The following is a 22,806-nucleotide window of genomic DNA, read 5'->3' as shown; positions in this document are numbered from 1 at the left end:
CCCCGGGGATATTTATAAACAGAAAATGGAGAGGGCCGTGAAAACCAATCCGGGACGCTTTTTTGAGGATTATCGGCTGGGCGAGACGATTGCCCATGCCGTTCCGCGCACCCTGTCGGGCGGCGAGCGGGCGCTGTACCATGCGCTGTATCCGGCGCGGCATGCGATTTACTCATCCGATCAGTTTGCGCAAAGCTGCGGTTTGCCGGGGTCACCGATTGATGATCTGGCGGCGTTTCACACGGTGTTTGGCAAGACCGTGCCGGATATCAGCCTGAACGCCATTGCCAATCTGGGTTATGCCGAGGGGCGCTGGCTGCAACCTGTCTATCCGGGCAATACCTTGCGGGCCGAAAGCACGGTGATCGGGCTGAAGGAAAACTCCAGCGGTACATCGGGCGTGGTCTATGTGCGCACGCGCGGGTTCAATCAGGATGACGAGCCGGTGCTGGAATATGTGCGCTGGGTGATGGTGCGCAAGGGCCCGCTGGACGCGCCCTCGCCGGGGGCGGTGGTGCCGCAACTGGCGCCCGTGGTGGTGCCCGAGGCGCTGGTGATGCCCCGGCGACTGGATTTCACCCGCTATGATTTCGCGCTGGCCGGGGAGCGGCACCGCTGGGGTGATTATACAGTGGGCGAGCAGATCGACCATGTGGATGGTGTCACGGTTGAAGAAGCCGAGCATATGCTGGCCACTCGCCTGTGGCAGAATACCGCCAAGGTACATTTTGACGCCACCGCGCGGACCGATGGCAAGCGGCTGATCTATGGCGGGCATATCATAAGTCTGGCCCGCGCGCTGTCGTTCAACGGTCTGGCCAATGCGCAGATGATCGTGGCCTTGAATGCGGGCGCCCATGCCAACCCGTGTTTTGCAGGCGATACGGTGCGGGCCTGGTCCGAGGTTCTTGACCGCGCCGAGACATCTGCCCCCGGCGTGGGGGCTGTGCGTCTGCGCTTGGTGGCAACACGAGGCCCGGCCTTTGCCTTGCGCGGGCCAGAGGGCAAGTATTTGCCCGAGGTGCTGCTGGATCTGGACTATTGGGCCTTGATGCCAATGTGAGTCGGCTTGCGGGCGTTTTTGTGATCACGGCTTGAAAATTCGTGATCACAAAGCCGGAAAATTTGAAAAGTTAGCGGTAAAATGCTGCACATGCGTCATCGCCACAGGTGACAGGCTCAAAAAAAGCGCTATTCAGAGAAGCAACAATCGAAGCGCGCCCCGGACCGGCCAATGTCGGACAGGCCTGGGACCAGCCAGCGACGAAGGGAACCGAGATGGCAAACGTCAAGCAGGCCAAGCGGCCGCTTTCACCGCATTTGCAGATATATCGTCCGCAACTGACCTCTATCACGTCGATCCTGACGCGGATAACCGGGAATGCGCTGATCGTCGGCACCATGCTGGCGGTCTGGTGGCTGCTGGCGGCGGCAACCTCGCCTGCGTATTTCGCTACAGCGAATGCGGTGGCGACCAGCTGGTTCGGTGATCTGGTGTTTACCGGGTCGCTTTGGGCGATCTGGTATCACTACCTTGCCGGGCTGCGGCACCTGTATTTCGATGCGGGCAAGGGTCTGGATATCCCCACGGCCGAAAAGCTGGGCTGGGGCATCATCGGCGGATCGGTCGTTCTGACCGTGATCACAATTTTACTGGTTCAGTGAGGGGCAGGCAGATGCGGTATATGACCGATCGTAAGCGGGCCGTGGGCAAGGGTGCATCCGGCACCGGCACGGAGCATCACTGGGCGATGCAGGTTTCGGCTGTCGGGCTGGCTTTCCTTGTGCCCGCGTGGCTCTACGTGTTTGGCTCGGCCCTTGGCGGTTCGCAGGCAGAGGTGGTGGCAACCTTTGGCCGCCCGTTCCCGGCAATTTTGACGGCCTTGGTGCTGGTGGTGGGGATGAAGCATTTCGCCAGCGGTGCAACGATGATGATTGAGGATTACGCCCGTGGGGGCGCGCGCAAGGTGGCGGTCATTTTGGTGACCTGTCTGGCGTGGGTCATTGCGGCGACGGGGCTGTTTGCCCTTGCGCGCATGGCGCTGTGAAGGAAAGAACATGACGACGGCTTATCCTTATGAAGTGCATGACTATGATGTGGTCGTGGTGGGTGCTGGTGGTGCAGGTTTGCGTGCCACACTGGGCATGGCAGAGCAGGGCTTGCGCACGGCCTGCGTGACCAAGGTGTTCCCGACCCGCAGCCATACGGTTGCGGCGCAGGGTGGCATCGCGGCCAGCCTTGGCAATATGGGCCCCGACAGCTGGCAGTGGCACATGTATGACACCGTAAAGGGGTCTGACTGGCTTGGCGACACTGACGCGATGGAATACCTCGCGCGCGAGGCCCCCAAAGCGGTCTATGAGCTGGAGCATTACGGCGTGCCGTTTTCGCGCACTGAAGAGGGCAAGATTTACCAACGGCCCTTTGGCGGCCACACAACCGAATACGGTGAAGGCCCGCCAGTGCAGCGCACCTGTGCCGCCGCTGACCGCACCGGCCACGCGATCCTGCACACGCTGTATGGGCAATCGCTGAAAAACAATGCCGAGTTCTACATCGAATATTTCGCGCTGGACCTGATCATCACCGATGGTCGCTGCACCGGTGTTGTCGCGTGGAAGCTGGATGATGGCACCATGCATGTGTTCAACGCCAAGATGGTGGTGCTGGCCACGGGCGGCTATGGCCGGGCCTATTTCAGCGCGACGTCTGCCCATACCTGCACTGGTGACGGTGGTGGTATGGTGGCGCGGGCCGGTCTGCCATTACAGGATATGGAATTCGTGCAGTTCCATCCGACAGGGATTTATGGCTCGGGCTGCCTGATCACCGAAGGCGCGCGGGGCGAGGGCGGTTATCTGACCAACTCCGAAGGCGAGCGGTTCATGGAACGCTATGCGCCGCATTACAAAGACCTTGCACCGCGCGATTATGTCAGCCGCTGTATGACGCTGGAAATTCGCGAAGGCCGGGGCGTGGGTGCCAATGGCGACCACATCAGCCTGCACCTGAACCATTTGCCGAAAGAAACGCTGGATCTGCGCTTGCCGGGGATTTCGGAATCGGCGCGCATCTTTGCGGGCGTTGATCTGACCAAGGAACCGATCCCGGTTCTGCCGACCGTTCACTATAACATGGGCGGTATCCCGACCAACTATTGGGGTGAGGTGCTGAACCCCACGGCCGAAAGCCCGGACGCGGTGTTCCCCGGCCTGATGGCCGTGGGCGAGGCGGGCTGTGCATCGGTGCATGGCGCGAACCGTCTGGGGTCGAACTCGCTGATCGACCTTGTGGTGTTTGGTCGTGCAGCAGCCATTCGTGCAGGCAAAGTAGTGGACCCGGAGGCGGCAACGCCTGCGACCAACACCTCAGAAGTTGACCGCGCACTGGCGCGCTTTGACGGGCTGCGCCACGCAAGCGGCGCGGTTGCGACGGCCGATCTGCGGCTTGAGATGCAACGGACCATGCAGGCCGATGCGGCAGTGTTCCGCACCGACAAGACCCTTGCCGAGGGTGAGCGCAAGATGACCGAAATCGCCGGACGTGTGGCAGATTTGAAAGTTACTGACCGTTCTATGGTCTGGAACAGCGATCTGATGGAAACGCTTGAACTGACCAACCTGATGCCGAACGCTCTGGCTACGATCTATGGCGCGCATGCCCGCACCGAAAGCCGTGGCGCACATGCGCATGAGGATTACCCGACGCGCGATGATGCCAACTGGCGCAAGCATTCTCTGGCCCATGTCGATGGCGACAAGGTCACGCTAAGCTATCGCGCGGTTCATGTGGACCCGCTGACAACAGAGGCCGAGGGCGGGATTTCGTTGAAGAAAATCGCCCCGGCAGAGCGGAAGTTCTGATGCAACAGCGCCCGGCATATCGGCCCTTTTCCGCCACTGCACAGAAATGTGCAGAGGTGGGGGCTGGCGTGGCGGTGGGCTTGCGTCATCCTGCGCGCGGAAATGCGCAAAGGGTGGTGCAGATGCGTTGGATTGTCTTGGCGTCGGTGATGGCGTTGGCGGCTTGTGACCCGAACCAGATGGCAGATCAGGCCGGGCGGAGGGTGGCGGCAACAGTGGTGCTGCCGGTGGTGCAGTTGGACATGCCAACCCCGCTGGCGCAACGTGCCACGGATTGTATCGTGCGCAACGCAACTGCGGCCGAGGTTCAGGCCTTGGCCCGCGATGTGGCGGTGGTGGCGGGATCTTCGACCAAGGCCACGATCCGCGGCATTGCACTGCGCCCCGAGGCTTCGGCCTGTTTTGCCGCCAATGGCGTGCCACCGGTGCGGCCATGATGCGCGGCGTGATGCTGGGTTTGCCGTTGGTGCTGCTGGCCTGTGGCCCGATACCGGTCGCGCAGGCCGAGAGGGAATGTCTTCAGCGCGCCCGTCTGGCCCAGCAACCACGGGGCGAGGTGGGCGTGGGGATCGGATCGGATGGCAGGTCGCGGTCAAGCGTCAAGCTGGAGGTCAGTTCAGACTTTATCATGGGGCGTGATCCGTCGGCGGTTTACGACTCTTGCGTTTATCAGAAATCCGGGCAGGTGCCGAGCCGCCCGCTCTATTCATTCCCGGAATGGAAGGGATAACCTAATGGTCCAGTTCACGCTTCCTAAAAACAGCACGATCCGCACCGGCAAGACATGGCCGAAGCCGGATGGCAAGAATGTGCGCAAGTTCCAGGTTTACCGCTGGAACCCGGATGACGGGAAAAACCCGCAGGTCGACACCTATTTTGTCGATATGGACACCTGCGGCCCGATGATTCTGGACGCACTGATCAAGATCAAGAACGAGATCGACCCGACGCTGACCTTCCGCCGGTCTTGCCGTGAGGGGATTTGCGGATCTTGCGCGATGAACATCGACGGGATCAACACGCTTGCTTGCATCTATGGGTTGGATGAGGTGAAGGGCGATGTGAAGATCTACCCGCTGCCGCATCTGCCAGTGGTCAAGGACCTGATCCCCGATCTTACGCATTTCTACGCCCAGCACGCATCAATCATGCCGTGGCTGGAAACCAAGACCAACCGCCCGGCCAAGGAGTGGCGCCAGTCGATTGATGACCGGGGCAAGTTGGATGGCCTGTATGAATGCGTGATGTGCGCGTGTTGCAGCACGTCTTGCCCCAGCTATTGGTGGAATGGCGACAAATACCTTGGGCCAGCCGCGTTGCTGCACGCCTACCGCTGGATCATCGACAGCCGGGATGAAGCGACAGGCGAGCGTCTGGATGATCTGGAAGATCCGTTCAAGCTGTATCGCTGCCACACCATCATGAACTGCGCCAAGACCTGCCCAAAGGGGCTGAACCCGGCCAAGGCGATTGCCGAGATCAAGAAGCTGATGGTTGAGCGGGTGGTCTAGGCCACCGCAGATCAGGAAACGGCCCCGGTTGATCCGGGGCCTTTTTCATTTGGGGCACTGGCTTTGCACGGCACCGCGGCTTAGGTTCTGGTTGGGCCTGCTGTTGTGGGCGAAAAAAGGACTGATCCCATGCCACTTTTGCAACTGGTCTATGCCTCACGCCCCTTTGGCTTTGATGCAGTTACGCTGACCGCCATTCTGTTCGATGCCCGGCGCTGCAACACCCGTGACGGGATTACGGGCGCTTTGATGTGCCGGGACGATCTGTTTTTGCAGCTGCTGGAGGGGCCGGAGGCGGCGGTAGAGGCGGCCTATGCCCGCATCCGTGCCGATGACCGGCATGTTGAAGTGCGCGAATTGCTCCGGCGCGAGATTGGTGACGATCAGCGGATGTTCGCGGAATGGGCGATGAAGGATGACCCCGCGACATCCTTGGTCTGGTCGCGCGAGGAAGTGGCGGCGGGCGTGCCAGAGCAGGCAGGCGAAGCGGCGGTGCTGGCGGTGTTCGCGCGTCTGGCGGGGTAGGGGTCTGATATGCCACTGCTGTTGCTGGTCCTGCTTGTGTCGGTGCTGGCCTATATGTGGATCGTCCGGCGCACTTCGACGCTGACGCGGGTCTGTCGCTGGCGGCAGGAACGATCTGCCGGGCAATGGCGTTGTGTATCCTGTGGCGCGGTGGTGCCGGGCGAGCGCGCACCGAGCGCGTGTTTGAGGCCAAGGGAGTAAGTGCGTCTTTGCGTGGGTGCCGCATTTTCCGCCAGGCGCTGTGCGCAGGCGCAGGGCTTGAGGCCGGGCCAGGCATGGCCGCAGGCGGCTGCGACTGATAGGCTTGGGCAGGATCAGGATAAGGGAGTGGCATGGGACAGTTGGTTGACGGCGTTTGGCATGACGAATGGTATGATACGGATGCGACGGGCGGCGCGTTTGAGCGCAAAGAATCCAGTTTTCGCAACTGGGTTACGGCGGATGGATCGGCGGGGCCGACTGGCGTGGGTGGGTTCAAGGCCACAAGCGGGCGCTATCATCTTTATGTTTCATTGGCCTGTCCTTGGGCGCATCGCACGCTGATCTTTCGCGCAATCAAGGGGTTGGCGGATCATATTGCGGTGTCGGTCGTGCATCCTGACATGCTGGCGGATGGCTGGACCTTTAACCAGGACTTTCCGGGGACAACCGGCGACCGGCAATTTGACCTGCCTTTTCTGCGCGATGTTTATCTGCGCGATACGCCCGATATGTCAGGCCGGGTCACGGTGCCAGTGCTGTGGGATACGCAGACGGGCCGTATTGTCAGCAACGAGTCCGCCGAGATCATCCGAATGTTCAATTCTGCTTTTGACGGGGTGACCGGCAATTCCGATGACTATTGGCCCGAACCGCTGCGTGAGGCGATCGAGGCGATTAACGCCCGCGTCTATGACACGGTGAACAATGGCGTTTACAAGGCGGGGTTTGCGACCAAGCAAAACGCTTATGACGGGGCGGTGGCAGCGCTGTTTGACAGCCTTGACTGGCTGGAGGCGCATCTGGGCGCGAACCGCTATCTGATGGGCGACCGGGTGACCGAGACTGATTGGCGGCTGTTTCCGACACTGATCCGGTTTGATCCGGTGTATCATCTGCATTTCAAGTGCAACCGCCGCCGGATCATTGATTATCCGAACCTGTGGGGCTTTACCCGCGAGCTGTATCAATGGCCCGGCGTTGCCGAGACGGTGCAGGTGGATCATTTCGTGCGCCACTATCACTACAGCCATGACACCATAAACCCGAACCGGATCATTCCCATTAATCCGGTGCTGGATTACGATGCCCCGCATGGGCGCTGACGACGCGTGTTTTTGAGGAGCTTTGGCTGTGAAACCTGACCTGCCCGCGCATGACGCGCCAGAGGATGCCCCCGCGCGCAAGGCTGTGGCCCCGGTGATCTGTTATCCGGTCGAAGGATTGCCCGCGCCGGATCTGGCACCCTATCTTGAGGCGCGCGCAGGCTGGGAGCAGGTGGCCGAGGTACTGGTGCCCGCGCGTGAGGCGCGGTGTTTTGACGTGCCGGCGGGGCATTTTTTCCGCATCACGAGCGTGGACGGGCCGCAGGTCGGCGATCTGAACCTGTGGAACGCGCATGATTTGCGTGAGCGGTTCTACAGCGGCAAGACGCGGGCGCTGCATGGCACGCATCTGAGCGCGGGGGACCGGATGTGGTCGAACTTGCCGTTTTTGCGGGCTATGGCATTGATCACCGAGGATACGTTGGACTGGTATGGCTTTGATGCCTTTGGCGGCGGCGTGCATGATGTGATCGGCACCCGCTGCGACCCCTACACGCATAATCTGCTGAGTGGCGGGCAGTATCACCACTGCTGCCATTCGAACCTGACCCGCGCGCTCGCAGAGCGGATGGGCCTGCCGCTGGAGGAGGCGGAGGCGCATGTGCATGATGTGCTGAATGTGTTCATGTGCACCGGGTTTACCCGCGATACCGGGCAGTATTTCATGAAAGCCAGCCCGGTGCGGCCCGGTGATTTCATCGAGTTTTTTGCTCAGATTGATATGCTGGGCGCGCTGTCGGCCTGCCCCGGCGGGGATTGTTCCACGGTCCATTCGTCAGATCAGGCGGTCTGCTTTCCACTGCTGGTCGAGGTATTCAAGCCGCAGGTGGCAGGGCTTGGCTGGCAGGTCAGTGCGGCGAATGGCTATGATCGGAGTCACGGGCTGTAGCCGTTGAGGGGGGCTGTCTGCCCCCCGCGCTTCGCGCCCCCCCGAGGATATTTTTGAACAGAAAATGGCGTCAGCAGTAGCGCTCGACCGATGCCGCCATCGCGTCATTGTAGCGGTCACCATAGGCCCAGCCGATCGGGAGCGTGGCGTCGATTGTCGCAAGGTCGGATTGGGTGAGCGAGAGATCAGCGGCATCGACCCATGCGGCAAGGTGCTCGGCGGTGCGAGTGCCCGGGATGGGGATCAGGTGGTCTCCCTGGTGCAGGCACCACGCAAGGGCAAGCGCGGCGGGGCTGTGGCCCATATCTGAGGCAAGGTGGTGGAATGCCAGCAGCTTTGGTTTGTTCAGCGGCCAGTATTCCGATGAAAAACGGGGAATCGAGGCGCGGAACGGGCCAATGTCGCATTGGTCGGGATCGAGCATCGGGGAGCCAAAGGCTCCGCGAGCCAGCGGCGAAAATGGCACAAAGGCGACGCCCAGTTCGGCACAGGTCTGGATCAGACCCAGCTCTGGCTGCCGGGTCCAGAGCGAATATTCATTCTGCACCGCCGTCACCGGATGCACCGCATGGGCGCGGCGCAGGGTATATGGGGCGATTTCTGACAGGCCGTAGCCGCCGATCTTGCCTTCATGGATCAGGTCAGCCATCAGGCTGGCGACCTGTTCAATCGGCGTCGCGGGATCGTGGCGGTGGAGGTAGAACAGATCGACCCGCTCTACCCCCATGCGTTTGAGCGAACCTTCCAGCTCTGAGCGCAAATAGACAGGGTCGTTGTTGATGCCCCGCGCGTCACCCGGCACGATGCCCGCTTTGGTGGCGATCACCGGGCGATGCGGGCGGCTTGCAAGCCACTGGCTGATCACGCTTTCCGACACGCCGCTGCCGTAGACATTGGCCACGTCGAGAAAAGTGATGCCGTGGTCCCACGCCGCGTCAAGGCAGGCGAGGGACTCTGCGGTTGAGGTAGGGCCGAAGATACCGCCGAAAGACAGGCAGCCCAGACCGAGGGCAGAGACTTTGGGGCCATGTGCCCCGAGTTGGCGGTATTTCATGGGTGCCCGTTTTGATGTCAGGGGTTGATGTAGTGCATCCCGGCAAATCGGGCGCGCAGGGTGGCGGTTCGGGGCGCGAGGGATTCGGGCGCATCGGAGCGTAAAGCTTCGGCGATCAGAGATGCAAGGGCGGGCGCATCGGCGGGGGTGACGCCTCGGCGCACCAGTTCGGGGGTGCCGATGCGCAACCCGTTCATATCGCCGGGCACCTCAGGGATCGGCAAACCGATGCCACAGGCAAGAAAGCCCGCCTTGCGCAGGGTTTTCGATGCGGCCTGTCCACCGCCAAAACCCGCGGCCTGAACCGCGAACTGGTGGGTTTGCGTGGTCCCCCGGTCGGCAGCAAAGACCGGCAGGCCGCGGGTGCCCAGTTCGCGGGCGAGCGCTTGCGCGAGGGAAACCATGGCCTGCGCATAGGCCGCACCATGGTCTCGCCAGTCGATGAGCGAGATGGCGAGGGCGGCAGATTTTGCGGCATCGAAATTGGCGGTCATGCCGGGAAAGGCGATGTGATCAAGCCGCTCGGCGATTGTGGCGTCATTGGTGACGATCAGGCCTCCGGCAGGGCCGCCGAGGGATTTATAGGTGCTCATCGTCATCAGATGCGCGCCCAGTTGTAAGGGGTTGCCCCAAGTGCCGCCCGCGATGATGCCGCATTGGTGGGCAGCGTCGAACAGGACTTTCGCCCCCACCTCATCCGCAATGGCGCGGATTTCAGGCACCGGATGGGGGAACAGGTTGAGGCTGCCGCCGATGGTGATGATCTTGGGGCGGGTTTTCTGAGCAAGGGCACGAAGACCTTCCAGATCAATGGTGTAGCCATCAGCGTTGACCGGGGCAGGGTGGCTGATCAGCCCGTAAAGCCCTGCGCAGCCAGCCGCGTGGTGGGTGACATGGCCGCCAATTGCGGGGGGCGGGGCGATGATGCAGTCGCCAGGTTTGGCCAATGCCATAAAGCCGTAAAGATTGGCCAGTGCGCCCGAGCCGACGCGGATTTCGGCGTATTTGGCGCCAAAGATTTCACAGGCGAGTTCGGCGGCGATCACTTCGATCTCTTCAATCGCCTCCAGCCCCATTTCATATTTGTCGCCGGGGTAGCCAAGGCTGGGGCGCGAGCCAAGCCCGCGTGCCATGGCGGCTTCGGCGCGGGGGTTCATCACATTGGTGGCGGGGTTCAGGTTGAAACAATCGCGGTCGTGGATCTGGGTATTCTGGGCGATCAGCGTCTCTATCCTTGCGTTGACCTGTGCAGAGGGTGCGGCGACGCGTTCTGCAAGGGCCTGGATATAGACATCGGTCGGGATCCATGGGCGCGGGGATTGGTGGGGCATTGACATCTCCTGTGTTGGGGGAAGGATGGCGATTTGGGGGCTTGTCGGCAAATGAGTTTTCGGAAGTTCTAGGGTTAGAAAAATTGAGGCTCTGATGGCTTTGTCTCCCCCGCGTCTGCCCGATCTGCCGCTGAATGCGCTGCGCGCGTTTGAGGCGGCTGCCCGCTTGGGCGGGTTTGCGGCGGCGGCGGCAGAGCTGGGAGTGACGCCGGGGGCTGTGACCGCGCATGTCAAGCAGCTGGAGGCAACCTTGGGCGCCAAGCTGTTTGAACGCGGGGCGCGCGGGGTTGCGCTGACACCACTTGGCGCGCGGGTGCTGCCGGATTTGTCGGCCGCGTTTGATGGATTGGCCCATGCCAGCCAAAGGTTGAGGGCCGAGGCGCGGCCGCAGCAGGTGCATATCGCGACCCTGCCCGCGATTGCGCAGCTATGGCTGTCGCCGCGCCTGCCTGAGTTGCGGGCGCTGTCGCCGGAGGTCTCGATCTCTATCACGGCGATCGAGGGGCCGCCGAACCTGAAGCGGGCGGGGTTTGATCTGTGCCTGTTCCCCGATGACCATCTGGGGACCATTGTGGCCGAGGACCGGATATTTCCGGTCTGTGCGCCGGGGATGGCGGCGCAGGTGCAGCGGGCGGAGGATCTGGCGCATGTGCCCTGTCTAACGGACACAGCGTGGCGGTCGGATTGGGCGGTGTGGCTGGCGCATATGGGGTCCGATGTGGTGCCACGCGGGCCGGTATTCTCGCTTTACGCGCTGGCGCTGGAAGAGGCGGTGAACGGCGGCGGCGTGTTGATGGGGCATGCGGCGCTGGTGGGCCGCCATCTGGAGGATGGGCGGCTGGTACGCCCCTTGGACGGTGAGGTGACGCTGCCCCGCGCCCTGCGCCTGTGGTCTGCGAGCCCCCTGCGGGGCGGGGCAGCGGCGCGGGTGGCGCAATGGCTGTGCGGGGTCAGGTAAAGGCCGCGTGCAGGGCCATTTCGATCATGGCGGCAAAGCTGGTTTCGCGGTCAGCACTGGGCAGGGCTTCGCCGGTCAGGATGTGGTCTGACACGGTAAGGATGGCCAGAGCGCGGCGCTGGTAGCGGGCAGAAAGGGTGTAAAGCTCGGCCGTTTCCATTTCCACCGCAAGGCAGCCGTGGCGCTGCAACTGATCGTTCAGGTCGGTGCGTTCGTCGTAGAAGGTGTCAGAGGTGAAGATACCGCCGACATGCACGGGGCCCGTTGCGGCGGCGTAAGCCTTTGACAGTAGGCCAAAGTCAGCAACGGGGGCGAAGCGCATTTCACGGAAGATGCTGGTGGAGGGCGATCCGATGGTTGAGGCGGCCTGCGCCAGCACCACATCACGCAAGCCGATATGCGGCTGCAATGCACCGCAAGATCCCACACGGATCAGGGTTTGCGCGCCATAGTCGCGGATCAGTTCATTGGCATAGATCGACAGCGAGGGCATGCCCATGCCGGTGCCATGAATGGTGACCGGGTTGCCCCGCCATGTGCCGGTATAGCCCAGCATGCCGCGGGTTTCGGAAACCAGCTTTGCATTTTGCAAGAACCGCTCGGCAGCCCAGCGGGCGCGGTAGGGATCGCCGGGCAAAAGGCAGGTCTCGGCAATCTCGCCCGGCTGGGCGCCGATATGAAAGGTCATGTGTCGTCCCTGTGCATCTGTCTGACCAAGTTGTGCTTGGTTCGCATCGTCAGGGCAATAGGGGTGACCTTATTCGGCGGCGATCGGGGCGGCGTCAACCAGCCCGACGATATCAAGCATGATGCGGTTCAGCTCAAAATCCTTGGGTGTGTAGACGGCGGCCACGCCAAGGGCCCGCAGCTGTGCGGCATCGGCCTCGGGGATGATGCCGCCGACGACCAGCGGGATATGGCCAAGGTCTGCTTTGCGCATCAGATCAAGGGTTTCGGTAATCAGGGGAATATGGCTGCCCGACAGGATCGACAGGCCAATGACATGAGCTTGCTGATCCTGTGCTGCGCTGACAATTTCGGAAGGAGTCAGGCGGATGCCTTCGTAATGGATCTCCATGCCGCAATCGCGGGCGCGGGCGGCGATCTGTTCGGCACCGTTGGAATGGCCATCCAGCCCCGGTTTGCCGACAAGGAATTTGAGCGGGCGGCCAAGTTTTGACGACAGGGTGGCGACGGCTTCGCGGATCGGCTCTAGTCCTTCGGTGCGGTTCGACGGGTTGCGCGAGACGCCGGTGGGGGCGCGGTATTCGCCAAAGGCACGGCGCACAACTGCGCCCCATTCGCCGGTGGTGACGCCTGCGCGGGCGCAGGCGATCGAGGCGGGCATGACGTTGGTGCCATCGGTGCAGGCTTGGGCGAGGGCGGCCAGCGCTGCGGTGACGGCGCCGCTATCGCGGTTTTTGCGCCAGCCCTGCAGGCGGGAGATCTGGTCGGCCTCGGCCTTGGGGTCGGCTTGCATGATGCTGCCGTCGCCGGTGGTCAGGGGCGAGGGTTCGGTCGTGGTGAAGCGGTTGACGCCGACGACGGTGGTTTCCTTTGATTCAATGCGCGCGATGCGGTCGGCATTGGCCTCGACCAGCCGGCCCTTCATATAGTCGATGGCCGCCACGGCGCCGCCCATGGCGTCGATCTGCGCAAGTTCGGCGCGCGCGCCGTCTTTCAACTGGGTGACCTTGCGGTCAACCGCCGGATTGCCGTCGAACAGGTCGTCATATTCCAGAAGGTCAGTCTCATAGGCCAGGATCTGCTGCATGCGCAGCGACCATTGCTGATCCCATGGGCGGGGCAGGCCGAGTGCTTCGTTCCACGCGGGCAGTTGCACGGCGCGGGCGCGGGCGTTTTTCGACAGGGTCACGGCCAGCATCTCTATCAGGATGCGGTAGACGTTGTTTTCGGGCTGTGGTTCGGTGAGGCCAAGGGAATTGACCTGCACGCCGTAACGGAAGCGGCGGTATTTGGCATTCGTGATGCCGTAGCGCGTCTCCGTGATCTCGTCCCACAGGTCGACAAAGGCGCGCATCTTGCACAGCTCAGTCACGAAGCGGATGCCCGCGTTGACAAAAAACGATATTCTGCCGACCATATTGGGGAAATCTTCGGGGGAAACTTTCCCTTTCAGGTCATCAAGCACCGCACAGGCGGTCGCCAGCGCAAAGGCAAGTTCCTGTTCCGGTGTCGCCCCAGCCTCTTGCAGGTGGTAGGAGCACACGTTCATCGGGTTCCATTTTGGCAGGTGCTTTTGCGTGTAGGCGGCCACGTCGGTGATCATGCGCAAGCTGGGTTTCGGCGGGCAGATATAGGTGCCACGCGACAGGTATTCTTTTATCAGATCGTTCTGCACGGTGCCGTTGAGGGCGGCAACATCGGCGCCCTGTTCTTCGGCCACCGCGATGTAAAGCGCCAGAAGCCACGGCGCAGTGGCGTTGATCGTCATGGAGGTGTTCATCTGTTCCAGCGGGATCGCATCAAACAGCGCGCGCATGTCGCCCAGATGGGCCACCGGCACGCCGACCTTGCCCACCTCACCCCGCGCCAGTTCGTGATCGGAATCGTAGCCGGTCTGCGTGGGCAGATCGAAAGCGACCGACAGACCGGTCTGCCCTTTGGACAGGTTGTTGCGATACAGCGCGTTGGAGGCGGTGGCGGTGGAGTGCCCCGCATAGGTGCGGAACAGCCAAGGTGCATCTTTGATCATCGGGGGCCTCCATCACGCGACTCGATGTTGCGCAATAATGTTTCGCTTTGCGCTAGATAGAAGAAACATTCTGGCGTTGTCAATTCGCTGCGTTGCGGCATTTTGGGTTTTGGGTGCGGGGGGGGGCGTTGCCCCCCGCGCTTTGCGCCCCCCCCAGAGTATTTTGAAAGCAGCAATTCATTTGCACAGGCGCTGGCTTTGACTAGGGTGGCTGCATGTTTCAGACGGTTGAAATCCCGGTATGGCTGGTGGTGGTGCTGTTTGTGCTGCCCGGAGTGGCGGCTTTGGACCGGATCATCGGGCCGGGGGTCCGCTGGTTTTTCCGGCGTAGGCTGGAGCGCGTGCTGGGCAAGGTCAATGCCCGGCTGGAGCGCAAGATAGAGCCGTTTAAGCTGATGCGGCGGCAAGATATGGTGGTGCGGCTGCTGTATGACCCTGCCGTGCTGGAGGCGGTGGCCGAGCATGCGGCGGCGACAGGGGTGCCCGGCGAGGTGGCGCTGGAGGAGGCGCGCGCTTATGCCCGTGAGATCGTGCCGGGGTTTTCGGCGCTGTTTTACTTTGGCTTTGCTACCCGGGCGGCGCGGGCGCTTTCGGCGGTGTTTTTCCGGGTGCGGGTCGGGGTGGTGGCCGGAGAAGCGCGGTCGATTGATCCGCAGGCCACGGTGGTCTTTGTGATGAACCATCGCAGCAATATGGATTACGTGCTGGTGACATGGCTGGTGTCGGGCCGGGCGGCGATTTCCTATGCGGTGGGGGAATGGGCGCGGGTCTGGCCGCTTTCTCGGTTGATCCGGGCAATGGGGGCCTATTTCATCCGGCGTGGCAATCACAATGCGCTCTATCGCCGGGTCTTGGCGCGCTATGTGCAGATGACCACTGCCGAGGGGACGACGCAGGCGGTGTTTCCCGAAGGCGGCCTGAGCCTGACCGGGCGGGTGGGCGCGGCAAAGATGGGGTTGCTGTCATATATCTGGGCCGGGTTTGATCCTTTGGGGCGCGATGTGGTCTTTGTGCCGGTGGGCTTGGCCTATGACCGGGTGCTGGAAGATGCGCTTTTGGTGCACGCCGCGCGCGAGGGCGGGCGGCGGTTCCGCGCGCCGCTGCTGCGGGTGCTTTGGGAGGCGTTGCGCGTTGCGCTGAAGCGAGCAGGCGGGCGGCGGTTTTTGTTCGGCACGGCGGCAGCGGGCTTTGGGGTGCCGGTGTCGTTGCGCGCATACCAGGCACAGGGCGGCGATCTGGAGGGTTTGGGTGTGCGCCTGATGGGTGAGGTGGAGCGGGTCGTGCCGGTGCTTGCGGTGCCGCTTGTGGCCGGATCGGTGGCGATGGGGGTGCCGGTTTCTGATCTGGTGGCGCGGTTGAACGAGGTGGACGCGGTGCTGCGTCTGCCGCCGGGCGGGCTGGCGCAGGCCGAGGCCGAGGGGCGCGCTGTGCTGCAAGCGCGCGGTATTTTGGATGCTGCGGGCGCAGTGCGGCCTGAAATGCAGGATTTGTTGGCGTTTTATGCCGCACCCGTGCGGCAGCGGCTTGGGCAGAATGCGCTGGACTGAATTTTTTCTGCGACGCAGCAGACATAAAATTACAAAAAAAGATCATCAGGCTATTGCAATATTGCGCGATGCTTCATAATTCTTGGCCTATCCCCGCGTTGATTCTGCAGCGCGGCATTGATTGACCCCCAGGATGGAGGCCCCTATGGCTCTGGACACGCAACCCGCCATCGCCGCCTACGAGGCACCGATGAAAGACCTGTATGAGATCGGCGAGATGCCGCCTTTGGGTCATGTGCCAAAACAGATGTATTCCTGGGCGATCCGGCGCGAACGGCATGGCGAGCCGGAAGTGGCGATGCTGCAAGAGGTGGTGGACACCTGGGCCGTCGACAGCAACGAGGTGCTGGTTCTGGTGATGGCGGCGGGGGTGAACTACAACGGCGTCTGGGCTGGTCTGGGCCAGCCGATCAGCCCGTTTGACAGCCACAAGCAGCCCTATCACATCGCGGGGTCGGATGCGTCGGGCATCGTCTGGGCGGTGGGCGACAAGGTGAAGCGCTGGAAGGTCGGCGATGAGGTGGTGATCCACTGCAATCAGGACGACGGTGACGACGAAGAATGCAACGGCGGCGACCCGATGTTTTCACCCACCCAGCGGATCTGGGGTTATGAGACGCCGGACGGCTCGTTTTCGCAATTTACCCGTGTGCAGGCGCAGCAGTTGATGCCGCGCCCCAAGCATCTGACATGGGAAGAGTCGGCCTGCTATACGCTGACCCTTGCCACCGCATACCGGATGCTGTTCGGGCATGAGCCGCATGATCTGAAACCGGGGCAGAATGTGCTGGTTTGGGGGGCCTCGGGTGGGCTTGGGTCTTATGCCATTCAGCTGATCAACACGGCGGGGGCCAATGCGATTGGCGTGATCAGCGATGAGAGCAAGCGCGAATTCGTGATGTCGATGGGCGCCAAGGGCGTGATCAACCGCAATGATTTCAAGTGCTGGGGCCAGTTGCCCAAGGTTAATACCGACGAATACAACGCTTGGCTGAAAGAGGCGCGCAAGTTCGGCAAGGCGATCTGGGACATCACCGGCAAGGGTGTGAACGTGGATATGGTCTTTGAACACCCCGGCGAGGCGACGTTCCCGGTCAGTTCGCTTGTGTGCAAAAAGGGTGGCATGGTGGTGATCTGTGCCGGCACATCCGGGTTCAACTGCACCTTTGACGTGCGCTATATGTGGATGCACCAAAAGCGTTTGCAGGGCAGCCACTTTGCGCATCTCAAGCAAGCGTCAGCGGCCAATAAGCTGATGGTAGAGCGGCGACTGGACCCCTGCATGTCAGAGGTGTTCCCGTGGGAAGATATCCCGAAGGCGCATACCAAGATGCTGCGCAATCAGCATAAGCCGGGCAATATGGCGGTGCTGGTGCAAGCACCGGTGACCGGCTTGCGCACCTTTGACGACACGCTGGAAGCCAGCCGCCGGGGCTGATCCGGGTCAGGTTCTGTTCGTAGTCGGCAAAATGCTGCCGGAAGCCATCGCTTCCGGCAGCATTTTTAATGCTTATGAATTCCAATGGTGACGCGTTGTGTTCTGGGGCGCATATATTTGGGGAAATGGCCGAATTTTGCGGATGGTATAATGCATCATGACTGGATCTTCGATGTGCTGGAAGATTTACGGTCTTATGCCGTGCAAAACGGTCTGCCTGCGACGGCGGCACAGGCCGAAGAAGCCTTGCGCGTTGCGCGCGCAGAGCTAGAGACGGGGTTGGCCTCGCTTCGGCTGGAAACCGTGCGTCGGAACTGACGCGGCGGTCTGTTGCATCTGGTGCAGGCGGGGGCTTTTCCCTATGGTCGCGGCCATGAGCATGACCGCACGCGCCCCGGCCCTTTTGACCCTTTCTGACGATCAGGCCGAGGCGCATGACCGGGTGGCCGCTGACCTGTTGGCGGCAGGCATTGATCTGGCCCACGGCGGTCTGACCCCGCCGGGTGAAGGCAAGTCGACCGTTCTGGCGGTGATGGGCAAGGCCGGGTCGGGCAAAACCATGCTGCTGGCACAACTGACCCGCGCGATGATTGACGCGGGCGTCGAGGTGGTGTCGGGCGACTACGAGGGCAAGCGGCGCAAGGAGAGGCGCACTCTGGCCGTGCTGGCCCCGACGAACAAGGCGGCGTCTGTGTTGCGGATGCGCGGGGTTCCGGCGACCACCATTCACCGCATTCTCTACACCCCGTTGTATGACCCTCAGTATGAGAAGATTGCCGAATGGCTGACCGGGGTGGGTGACCGCCCGGTGATTGAGGATATGCCTGATCTGGCACTGGACCGGGCGTTTGCATTTTACCAGCAAATTGCCTCGATTCCGGGGGCTTTGGCGGCGGCAGGCTTGCGGGGGTCTGATTTTATCAAGGGCTGGAAGCGGCGCGAAGAACCGCTGGACGTGGGGTTTATCGACGAATCCTCGATGCTCGATGAACGCCAGTTTGACGACCTGCGCGATATTTTTCCGACGCTGGTGCTGTTTGGCGACCCGGCGCAGCTGGCCCCGGTGGGGCAGTCGGGCAGCATGGTGTTTGAACGGTTGGGTGACAGTAAAAAACTGATGCTCAGCCGCATTCACCGGCAGGCGCAGGACAACCCTATTCTGGATCTGGCGCATGCCTTGGCTGATCCGACCATCGGGTTTGATCAGTTCGAGCGGATGGTCGAGGATGCCTCCAAGCGTGATGAGCGTGTGGTTTGGGCCGAGCGGGTGGATGCCGACATGATGGCGCGCTCACCCGCGCTGGTGTGGCGCAATGCCACGCGCATCCGGCTGATCACCGCGTTCCGGGCAGCGCATGGGGCGCCGGATGATGCGCTGTTGCCCGGTGAGCCGTTGATTTGCGATGGTATTGAATTGCCGCTGAAGCACCGCAAAAAGCGCATTGACCTAGAGGCGCGCGGCCTGATCAAGGGCGCGCAGGTGATCTACCTTGGCCCCGGCAACCGGCCCGGTTTTGCCAAGATCCATGTGGTGGGCGCCGAAGACCCGCAGGTGTCTGCCGCCAGCATCATCAAAATTGAGCGCCCCGATGAGGATGAGCCGTTCATCGCGTCAGCGGCGACCATGGGGGCGGCGTTCCTGCATGGTGCGGCGGTGACGATTCACAAAGCCCAAGGCAGCCAGTGGGAAAATGTGCAGGTTTTTGCGCCCGATCTGTTTGCCGCAGCACAGGCCGGGCGGTCCGAGGCGGGGTTGCCGCTGTGGAAGCGGTTGGCCTATGTGGCGATCACGCGGGCGGAAAAGCGACTGTTCTGGGTGGTGCGGGCGCGGCTGGCGCGGCCTTTGGGGCCGCTTGTGGTGGATGATCTGAAGCCTGCAAGCGTGCCACTGACCCTGACTGCGCAAAGCGAGTTGTAGCCCTTTTCACCGCGCGTTAGGTTATCGCCAAGACAGGAGGCCCCCATGCGCTGCGTATTCGTTCAGTTCCGTTGTATTCCCGGCAAGACCTATGAGGTGGCCGATGCCATCTGGGACCGCGAGGTGGTGTCAGAGATGTATTCGACCAGCGGTGAATATGACCTGATGGCCAAGGTGTATGTTCCCGATGAGCAAGACGTGGGCCAGTTCCTGAACACCGCGCTGTTTGACATTCCCGGCATCAGCCGCACGCTGACCACGATGACCTTCCGGACATTCTGACACGGTTGCATCGAGACAAGGCCGCCGCCATATCAAGGGCTGCCACAGGAGAGAAATTTGGACCGTATCACCTTGCCCGAACGCCAAGAATGGCGCGCGAAGGCGGCAGAGCTTGGCTTTACCTTTGCCGATATGCATGGCGAGCCCTATTGGGACGAGACCTCGGCCTACAGCTTTACGCTGGAGGAGGTGGAGGGGCGGATCGAAGATCCCTGCACCGAATTGCATGCCATGTGCCGTGAGGCGGTGGGCACCGTGCTGGCCGATGAGGCGCTTATGGAACGGATGGGCCTGCCGCGCCTGCGGTGGGAGTTTATCCGCGACAGCTGGGAGGCGGGGGAGCCGGAGGTTTATGGCCGGTTTGATCTGGCCTATGATGGCAAAGGTCCGGCAAAGCTGCTGGAATACAATGCCGATACGCCAACCTCTTTGTACGAGTCCGCCAGCTTTCAATGGCTGTGGTATGAGGATCAGCTGGCCGCTCGGGTGCTTCCCGAAGGATCAGACCAGTTCAACCGCCTGCACGAAGCGCTGGTCGAGCGCTTTGCCGAGATTTTTCCTGCCAATACCGATCTGCATTTCGCCGCAATGGCGGGCGCGCCTGAGGATTATGCCACGGTGGAAACCATGGCCTGGGCTGCGCGTGAGGCGGGGATGGGCGCGCATTATACCGATCTGGAGAAGATCGGGATCAGTGAGGAGGGTCAATTCACCGATGCTGATGACCGGGTGATCGGCACGCTGTTCAAGCTGTACCCTTGGGAAGACCTGTTTGCGGATGAGTTTTCCGCGCATCTGGTGGGCGCGCAGTGCCGGTTCATTGAGCCGCCGTGGAAAGCGCTTTTGTCGAACAAGGCGATCCTGCCGGTGCTGTGGCAGATGTTTCCGGGGCACCCGAACCTGTTGCCATCATTTTTTGCCGATGACACCAAGGGCTTGGCCGATGCAGCCCATCTGATGCTGGCCGGCCATGTGACCAAGCCTATCTTTTCGCGTGAAGGGGCGTCGGTGACAATCACCGCGCAGGGCCGCGTGCTGGAACGGGCGGAAAACCGCGAGTATGACCGGCATCCGATGATCGTGCAGGGCTATTCTCCCTTGCCGGTAATGGGCGGCATGCGGCCGGTGATCGGGGCCTGGGTGGTGGGCGAGACCTGCGTGGGCATGGGCGTGCGCGAAGACCGTGCGCTTATTACGCAAGACCTGTCGCGGTTCAAACCGCATTTTATTGAAGGGTGAAAGCCATGAAAAGATCACGCGCGGTATCACTGGGTATTCTGGGGGCGGCGGCATTCGGGCTTGCGGCCTGCCAGCAAGAGGAACAGACCGAAGCCGCGGCCTTTCCCGATGAGCAGTCTTGTGTCGCCGCAGCCGCGCAAGGCGGCTGGTTCACCCGCGAAGATTGCGCCGCGACTTTTGCCGAGGCGCAGGCAGTGCATGCTGAAACAGCGCCGCGCTATGAAAGCCGGGAGCTGTGCGAAGAAGAACACGGGGCCGGGGCCTGTGGCGGCGATGCCGTGGCGGGGAACAGCGGCGGTGGCAGTATCTTCATGCCGCTGCTGGCGGGCTATCTGATCGGGCAGGCGCTGGGCGGCGGGCGCGCCATGGCGCAGCCGGTGGTGTCAAAGGCGGGCGGCGGCTTTGCCACACCGACGGGCGGCACGCAACTGTCGCGCCTGAATTCAACCGGCAAGATGGGGTCGACGGCCTTTGCCAAGGGGCCGACCACAGCGGGCCAGCCACCGATGAGCCGGGCGGCTGTTGCCAGCCGGGGTGGGTTCGGTGGATCGGCGGCGTCGCGATCGGTGGGCAGCTGAGGGCGTTCGAAGACAAAGGCAAGGGGGCGTGCCGCCCCCTTGAACCCCCTGCGAGTATGTGGGCCAAGATGAATGGCCCAAGCTTATTTTGTGTGACTGACCTTAGATCGACAGGCAGACGTATTTCAGTTCCATGTAATCATCCATGCCGTGGTGGCTGCCTTCACGGCCCAGGCCCGATTGCTTGACGCCGCCAAAGGGCGCGACCTCGGTTGAGATGATGCCGGTGTTCACGCCGACGATGCCATATTCCAGCGCCTCTTGCACACGCGTGATGCGGCCGATTTCGCGGCTGTAGAAATAGCTGGCAAGGCCGAAGATGGTGTCGTTGGCTTTCGCGACGACTTCTTCTTCAGTGTCGAATTTGAACAAAGGGGCGAGGGGGCCGAAGGTTTCCTCATTGGTGACCATCATGTCATCGGTGACGCCGGTGAGGATGGTCGGCTCGAAGAAGTTGCCGCCAAGCGCGTGGCGTTTGCCGCCGGTTTCGATCTTTGCGCCTTTGGCGGTGGCATCGGCGATGTGTTCTGCCACCTTGTCAACGGCGGCGGCGTTGATCAGTGGGCCAAACTGCACATCATCGGACAACCCGTCGCCGACGCGGGTTTTTGCGACGGCGACCTGTAGTTTTTCGGCGAAGGCGTCATAGACCCCGGTTTGCACATAGATGCGGTTGGCGCAGACGCAGGTCTGGCCGTTGTTGCGGAATTTAGACATCATGGCGCCTGCGACGGCGGCATCAAGGTCGGCGTCGTCGAAGACGATGAATGGGGCATTGCCGCCCAGTTCCATCGAGCATTTCATTACCTGTTCCGCCGCCTGGCGCAGCAGGATCCGGCCCACTCCGGTCGATCCAGTGAAGGTGAGTTTGCGCACCAGAGGGTTTTCGCAGAACTCTTTGCCGATATCGGAGGATTTCGTTGACGTAATGACCGCGAGGATGCCCTTGGGCAGGCCCGCGCGTTCGCCAAGCACCGCCATGGCGAGGGCTGACAGCGGAGTTTCAGCCGCCGGGCGGGCGACGAAGCCGCAACCTGCGGCCAATGCCGGGCCTGCCTTGCGGGTGATCATCGCGTTGGGGAAGTTCCAGGGTGTGATTGACCCCACCACGCCGATGGGTTGCTTCAGGACCGTGATCCGTTTGTCGCGCTGGTGGCCGGGGACGGTTTCGCCGTAGACGCGCTTTGCCTCTTCGCCGAACCATTCGATGAAGGATGCGCCATACGCGATCTCTCCCTTGGCTTCGGCCAGCGGCTTGCCCATCTCAGCGGTGAGGATGGTGCCAAGGTCGTCCTGATTGGCCATCATCAGATCGAACCATTTGCGCATGACCTGCGCACGTTCCTTGCCGGTGCGGGCGGCCCAGTCTTTCATAGCGAGGTTGGCGGCGGCAATAGCGCGGGCAGTTTCAGCCCGGCCAAGGTTGGGCACGCGGGCGATTTCATCGCCGCGCGCCGGGTTCACCACGGCAAAGGTCGCGCCATCATCGGCGTCGATCCATTCACCGGCAACATAGGCGCGTGTGGCAAGCAGTGTCGGGTCTTTCAACAGCGACGCCAGATCGGTCACGGAATCGAGCATTGGGGTCTCCCATTTCGGTTTCACACATGCAAATCATGGGTCGGGCGGGCTGTCCAGTTCTGAGAGGGGGA

General features: G+C 62.0%; 24 protein-coding genes. 19 read left to right on the top strand and 5 right to left on the bottom strand.

The genetic code is table 11. From position 1 onward, the window contains the following. Positions 1 to 10: 10 nt before the first annotated feature. From Q8K08_RS03310 to Q8K08_RS03260, 11 genes are all read left to right on the top strand, one after another. Positions 11 to 1,063, top strand: coding sequence for a MaoC family dehydratase (locus tag Q8K08_RS03310; RefSeq protein ID WP_370870503.1), 1,053 nt, complete (start codon positions 11 to 13; stop codon positions 1,061 to 1,063). Between the two features lie 215 nt (positions 1,064 to 1,278). Continuing rightward, positions 1,279 to 1,665 (top strand): succinate dehydrogenase, cytochrome b556 subunit, encoded by a 387-nt coding sequence (gene sdhC, locus Q8K08_RS03305; protein WP_304797003.1) that lies wholly within the window; start codon positions 1,279 to 1,281, stop codon positions 1,663 to 1,665. Between the two features lie 11 nt (positions 1,666 to 1,676). After that, complete coding sequence (sdhD, locus tag Q8K08_RS03300) at positions 1,677 to 2,048, top strand: succinate dehydrogenase, hydrophobic membrane anchor protein (protein WP_305249198.1); 372 nt, start codon at positions 1,677 to 1,679, stop codon at positions 2,046 to 2,048. 10 nt (positions 2,049 to 2,058) lie between these two features. Beyond that, the gene (gene sdhA / locus Q8K08_RS03295; protein WP_305249197.1) at positions 2,059 to 3,864 is read left to right on the top strand and encodes a succinate dehydrogenase flavoprotein subunit; all 1,806 of its coding nucleotides are present in this window, start codon (positions 2,059 to 2,061) and stop codon (positions 3,862 to 3,864) included. 122 nt (positions 3,865 to 3,986) lie between these two features. Beyond that, positions 3,987 to 4,301: a hypothetical protein gene (locus Q8K08_RS03290; protein ID WP_305249196.1), complete on the top strand. Its 315-nt coding sequence runs from the start codon at positions 3,987 to 3,989 to the stop codon at positions 4,299 to 4,301. Further along, positions 4,298 to 4,594 (top strand): hypothetical protein, encoded by a 297-nt coding sequence (locus Q8K08_RS03285; RefSeq protein WP_304801790.1) that lies wholly within the window; start codon positions 4,298 to 4,300, stop codon positions 4,592 to 4,594. The genes Q8K08_RS03290 and Q8K08_RS03285 overlap by 4 nt, the downstream gene beginning before the upstream one ends. A 4-nt stretch (positions 4,595 to 4,598) precedes the next feature. Further along, complete coding sequence (locus Q8K08_RS03280) at positions 4,599 to 5,375, top strand: succinate dehydrogenase iron-sulfur subunit (RefSeq protein WP_304801787.1); 777 nt, start codon at positions 4,599 to 4,601, stop codon at positions 5,373 to 5,375. Positions 5,376 to 5,504: 129 nt separating this feature from the next. Beyond that, positions 5,505 to 5,900, top strand: a complete 396-nt coding sequence (locus Q8K08_RS03275) for a BLUF domain-containing protein (protein WP_304801784.1) — start codon at positions 5,505 to 5,507, stop codon at positions 5,898 to 5,900. A gap of 56 nt (positions 5,901 to 5,956) precedes the next feature. After that, complete coding sequence (locus Q8K08_RS03270; protein ID WP_305249195.1) at positions 5,957 to 6,199, top strand: hypothetical protein; 243 nt, start codon at positions 5,957 to 5,959, stop codon at positions 6,197 to 6,199. 33 nt (positions 6,200 to 6,232) lie between these two features. Next, the gene (locus Q8K08_RS03265) at positions 6,233 to 7,204 is read left to right on the top strand and encodes a glutathione S-transferase family protein (RefSeq protein WP_305249194.1); all 972 of its coding nucleotides are present in this window, start codon (positions 6,233 to 6,235) and stop codon (positions 7,202 to 7,204) included. A 28-nt stretch (positions 7,205 to 7,232) separates the two neighbouring features. After that, positions 7,233 to 8,093, top strand: a complete 861-nt coding sequence (locus Q8K08_RS03260) for a DUF1989 domain-containing protein (RefSeq protein WP_305249193.1) — start codon at positions 7,233 to 7,235, stop codon at positions 8,091 to 8,093. A gap of 70 nt (positions 8,094 to 8,163) precedes the next feature. Here the strand turns inward: Q8K08_RS03260 and Q8K08_RS03255 are convergent, their stop codons facing one another. Then, entirely contained in the window at positions 8,164 to 9,147 is a 984-nt protein-coding gene (locus Q8K08_RS03255) for an aldo/keto reductase (RefSeq protein ID WP_304801505.1), read from the bottom strand. Positions 9,148 to 9,164: 17 nt separating this feature from the next. Continuing rightward, on the bottom strand, positions 9,165 to 10,478 hold the full coding sequence (gene glyA, locus Q8K08_RS03250) for a serine hydroxymethyltransferase (protein ID WP_304801503.1): 1,314 nt from the start codon (positions 10,476 to 10,478) through the stop codon (positions 9,165 to 9,167). A 94-nt stretch (positions 10,479 to 10,572) separates the two neighbouring features. Here glyA and Q8K08_RS03245 point away from each other — a divergent pair, with 94 nt between their 5' ends. Beyond that, entirely contained in the window at positions 10,573 to 11,436 is an 864-nt protein-coding gene (locus tag Q8K08_RS03245) for a LysR family transcriptional regulator (protein WP_305249192.1), read from the top strand. Here Q8K08_RS03245 and deoD read toward each other — a convergent pair. Both deoD and Q8K08_RS03235 read right to left on the bottom strand, forming a co-directional pair. Continuing rightward, positions 11,429 to 12,124, bottom strand: coding sequence for a purine-nucleoside phosphorylase (gene deoD / locus Q8K08_RS03240; RefSeq protein WP_305249191.1), 696 nt, complete (start codon positions 12,122 to 12,124; stop codon positions 11,429 to 11,431). The two genes, Q8K08_RS03245 and deoD, sit on opposite strands and share 8 nt — an antisense overlap. Before the next feature lie 69 nt (positions 12,125 to 12,193). Beyond that, a complete protein-coding gene (locus tag Q8K08_RS03235) occupies positions 12,194 to 14,152 on the bottom strand; it encodes a protein meaA (protein ID WP_305249190.1) in 1,959 nt (652 codons plus the stop codon). A 215-nt stretch (positions 14,153 to 14,367) separates the two neighbouring features. Here Q8K08_RS03235 and Q8K08_RS03230 point away from each other — a divergent pair, with 215 nt between their 5' ends. The 7 genes from Q8K08_RS03230 to Q8K08_RS03200 all read left to right on the top strand — a co-directional run bounded on the left by Q8K08_RS03230 (position 14,368) and on the right by Q8K08_RS03200 (position 21,154). Then, a complete protein-coding gene (locus tag Q8K08_RS03230) occupies positions 14,368 to 15,699 on the top strand; it encodes a 1-acyl-sn-glycerol-3-phosphate acyltransferase (RefSeq protein ID WP_305249189.1) in 1,332 nt (443 codons plus the stop codon). 145 nt (positions 15,700 to 15,844) lie between these two features. After that, positions 15,845 to 17,137, top strand: a complete 1,293-nt coding sequence (ccrA, locus tag Q8K08_RS03225; RefSeq protein ID WP_305249188.1) for a crotonyl-CoA carboxylase/reductase — start codon at positions 15,845 to 15,847, stop codon at positions 17,135 to 17,137. Between the two features lie 150 nt (positions 17,138 to 17,287). Continuing rightward, complete coding sequence (locus tag Q8K08_RS03220) at positions 17,288 to 17,455, top strand: hypothetical protein (protein ID WP_305249187.1); 168 nt, start codon at positions 17,288 to 17,290, stop codon at positions 17,453 to 17,455. 55 nt (positions 17,456 to 17,510) lie between these two features. Next, positions 17,511 to 19,055 (top strand): ATP-dependent RecD-like DNA helicase, encoded by a 1,545-nt coding sequence (locus Q8K08_RS03215; RefSeq protein ID WP_370870494.1) that lies wholly within the window; start codon positions 17,511 to 17,513, stop codon positions 19,053 to 19,055. Positions 19,056 to 19,100: 45 nt separating this feature from the next. After that, positions 19,101 to 19,337: an Lrp/AsnC ligand binding domain-containing protein gene (locus Q8K08_RS03210; RefSeq protein ID WP_304800115.1), complete on the top strand. Its 237-nt coding sequence runs from the start codon at positions 19,101 to 19,103 to the stop codon at positions 19,335 to 19,337. A 57-nt stretch (positions 19,338 to 19,394) separates the two neighbouring features. Then, on the top strand, positions 19,395 to 20,576 hold the full coding sequence (locus Q8K08_RS03205; RefSeq protein WP_305249186.1) for a glutathionylspermidine synthase family protein: 1,182 nt from the start codon (positions 19,395 to 19,397) through the stop codon (positions 20,574 to 20,576). A gap of 5 nt (positions 20,577 to 20,581) precedes the next feature. Next, positions 20,582 to 21,154 carry a DUF1190 domain-containing protein gene (locus Q8K08_RS03200; RefSeq protein ID WP_304800119.1) on the top strand — a complete coding sequence of 191 codons (573 nt, stop codon included), beginning with the start codon at positions 20,582 to 20,584 and terminating at the stop codon, positions 21,152 to 21,154. Positions 21,155 to 21,256: 102 nt separating this feature from the next. Here Q8K08_RS03200 and Q8K08_RS03195 read toward each other — a convergent pair whose 3' ends face one another. After that, positions 21,257 to 22,735 carry an NAD-dependent succinate-semialdehyde dehydrogenase gene (locus Q8K08_RS03195; protein WP_304800121.1) on the bottom strand — a complete coding sequence of 493 codons (1,479 nt, stop codon included), beginning with the start codon at positions 22,733 to 22,735 and terminating at the stop codon, positions 21,257 to 21,259. Positions 22,736 to 22,806: the final 71 nt, after the last annotated feature.

Source organism: Pseudotabrizicola sp. (assembly GCF_030684215.1).
In the GTDB taxonomy this organism is placed as follows: Bacteria; Pseudomonadota; Alphaproteobacteria; order Rhodobacterales; family Rhodobacteraceae; genus Pseudotabrizicola.
Note: the sequence above shows the minus strand (reverse complement) of the source record. Positions and strands in the feature narration are given on the sequence as shown.

Excerpts from the sequence above, each read along its gene's own strand:
- sdhC (WP_304797003.1), top strand. The coding sequence starts at position 1,279 with ATGGCAAACGTCAAGCAGGCCAAGCGGCCGCTTTCACCGCATTTGCAG.
- sdhD (WP_305249198.1), top strand. The coding sequence starts at position 1,677 with ATGCGGTATATGACCGATCGTAAGCGGGCCGTGGGCAAGGGTGCATCC.
- sdhA (WP_305249197.1), top strand. The coding sequence starts at position 2,059 with ATGACGACGGCTTATCCTTATGAAGTGCATGACTATGATGTGGTCGTG.
- Q8K08_RS03290 (WP_305249196.1), top strand. The coding sequence starts at position 3,987 with ATGCGTTGGATTGTCTTGGCGTCGGTGATGGCGTTGGCGGCTTGTGAC.
- Q8K08_RS03285 (WP_304801790.1), top strand. The coding sequence starts at position 4,298 with ATGATGCGCGGCGTGATGCTGGGTTTGCCGTTGGTGCTGCTGGCCTGT.
- Q8K08_RS03280 (WP_304801787.1), top strand. The coding sequence starts at position 4,599 with ATGGTCCAGTTCACGCTTCCTAAAAACAGCACGATCCGCACCGGCAAG.
- Q8K08_RS03275 (WP_304801784.1), top strand. The coding sequence starts at position 5,505 with ATGCCACTTTTGCAACTGGTCTATGCCTCACGCCCCTTTGGCTTTGAT.
- Q8K08_RS03265 (WP_305249194.1), top strand. The coding sequence starts at position 6,233 with ATGGGACAGTTGGTTGACGGCGTTTGGCATGACGAATGGTATGATACG.
- Q8K08_RS03255 (WP_304801505.1), bottom strand. The coding sequence starts at position 9,147 with ATGAAATACCGCCAACTCGGGGCACATGGCCCCAAAGTCTCTGCCCTC.
- glyA (WP_304801503.1), bottom strand. The coding sequence starts at position 10,478 with ATGCCCCACCAATCCCCGCGCCCATGGATCCCGACCGATGTCTATATC.
- Q8K08_RS03245 (WP_305249192.1), top strand. The coding sequence starts at position 10,573 with ATGGCTTTGTCTCCCCCGCGTCTGCCCGATCTGCCGCTGAATGCGCTG.
- deoD (WP_305249191.1), bottom strand. The coding sequence starts at position 12,124 with ATGACCTTTCATATCGGCGCCCAGCCGGGCGAGATTGCCGAGACCTGC.
- Q8K08_RS03235 (WP_305249190.1), bottom strand. The coding sequence starts at position 14,152 with ATGATCAAAGATGCACCTTGGCTGTTCCGCACCTATGCGGGGCACTCC.
- Q8K08_RS03230 (WP_305249189.1), top strand. The coding sequence starts at position 14,368 with ATGTTTCAGACGGTTGAAATCCCGGTATGGCTGGTGGTGGTGCTGTTT.
- ccrA (WP_305249188.1), top strand. The coding sequence starts at position 15,845 with ATGGCTCTGGACACGCAACCCGCCATCGCCGCCTACGAGGCACCGATG.
- Q8K08_RS03220 (WP_305249187.1), top strand. The coding sequence starts at position 17,288 with ATGCATCATGACTGGATCTTCGATGTGCTGGAAGATTTACGGTCTTAT.
- Q8K08_RS03215 (WP_370870494.1), top strand. The coding sequence starts at position 17,511 with ATGAGCATGACCGCACGCGCCCCGGCCCTTTTGACCCTTTCTGACGAT.
- Q8K08_RS03210 (WP_304800115.1), top strand. The coding sequence starts at position 19,101 with ATGCGCTGCGTATTCGTTCAGTTCCGTTGTATTCCCGGCAAGACCTAT.
- Q8K08_RS03200 (WP_304800119.1), top strand. The coding sequence starts at position 20,582 with ATGAAAAGATCACGCGCGGTATCACTGGGTATTCTGGGGGCGGCGGCA.
- Q8K08_RS03195 (WP_304800121.1), bottom strand. The coding sequence starts at position 22,735 with ATGCTCGATTCCGTGACCGATCTGGCGTCGCTGTTGAAAGACCCGACA.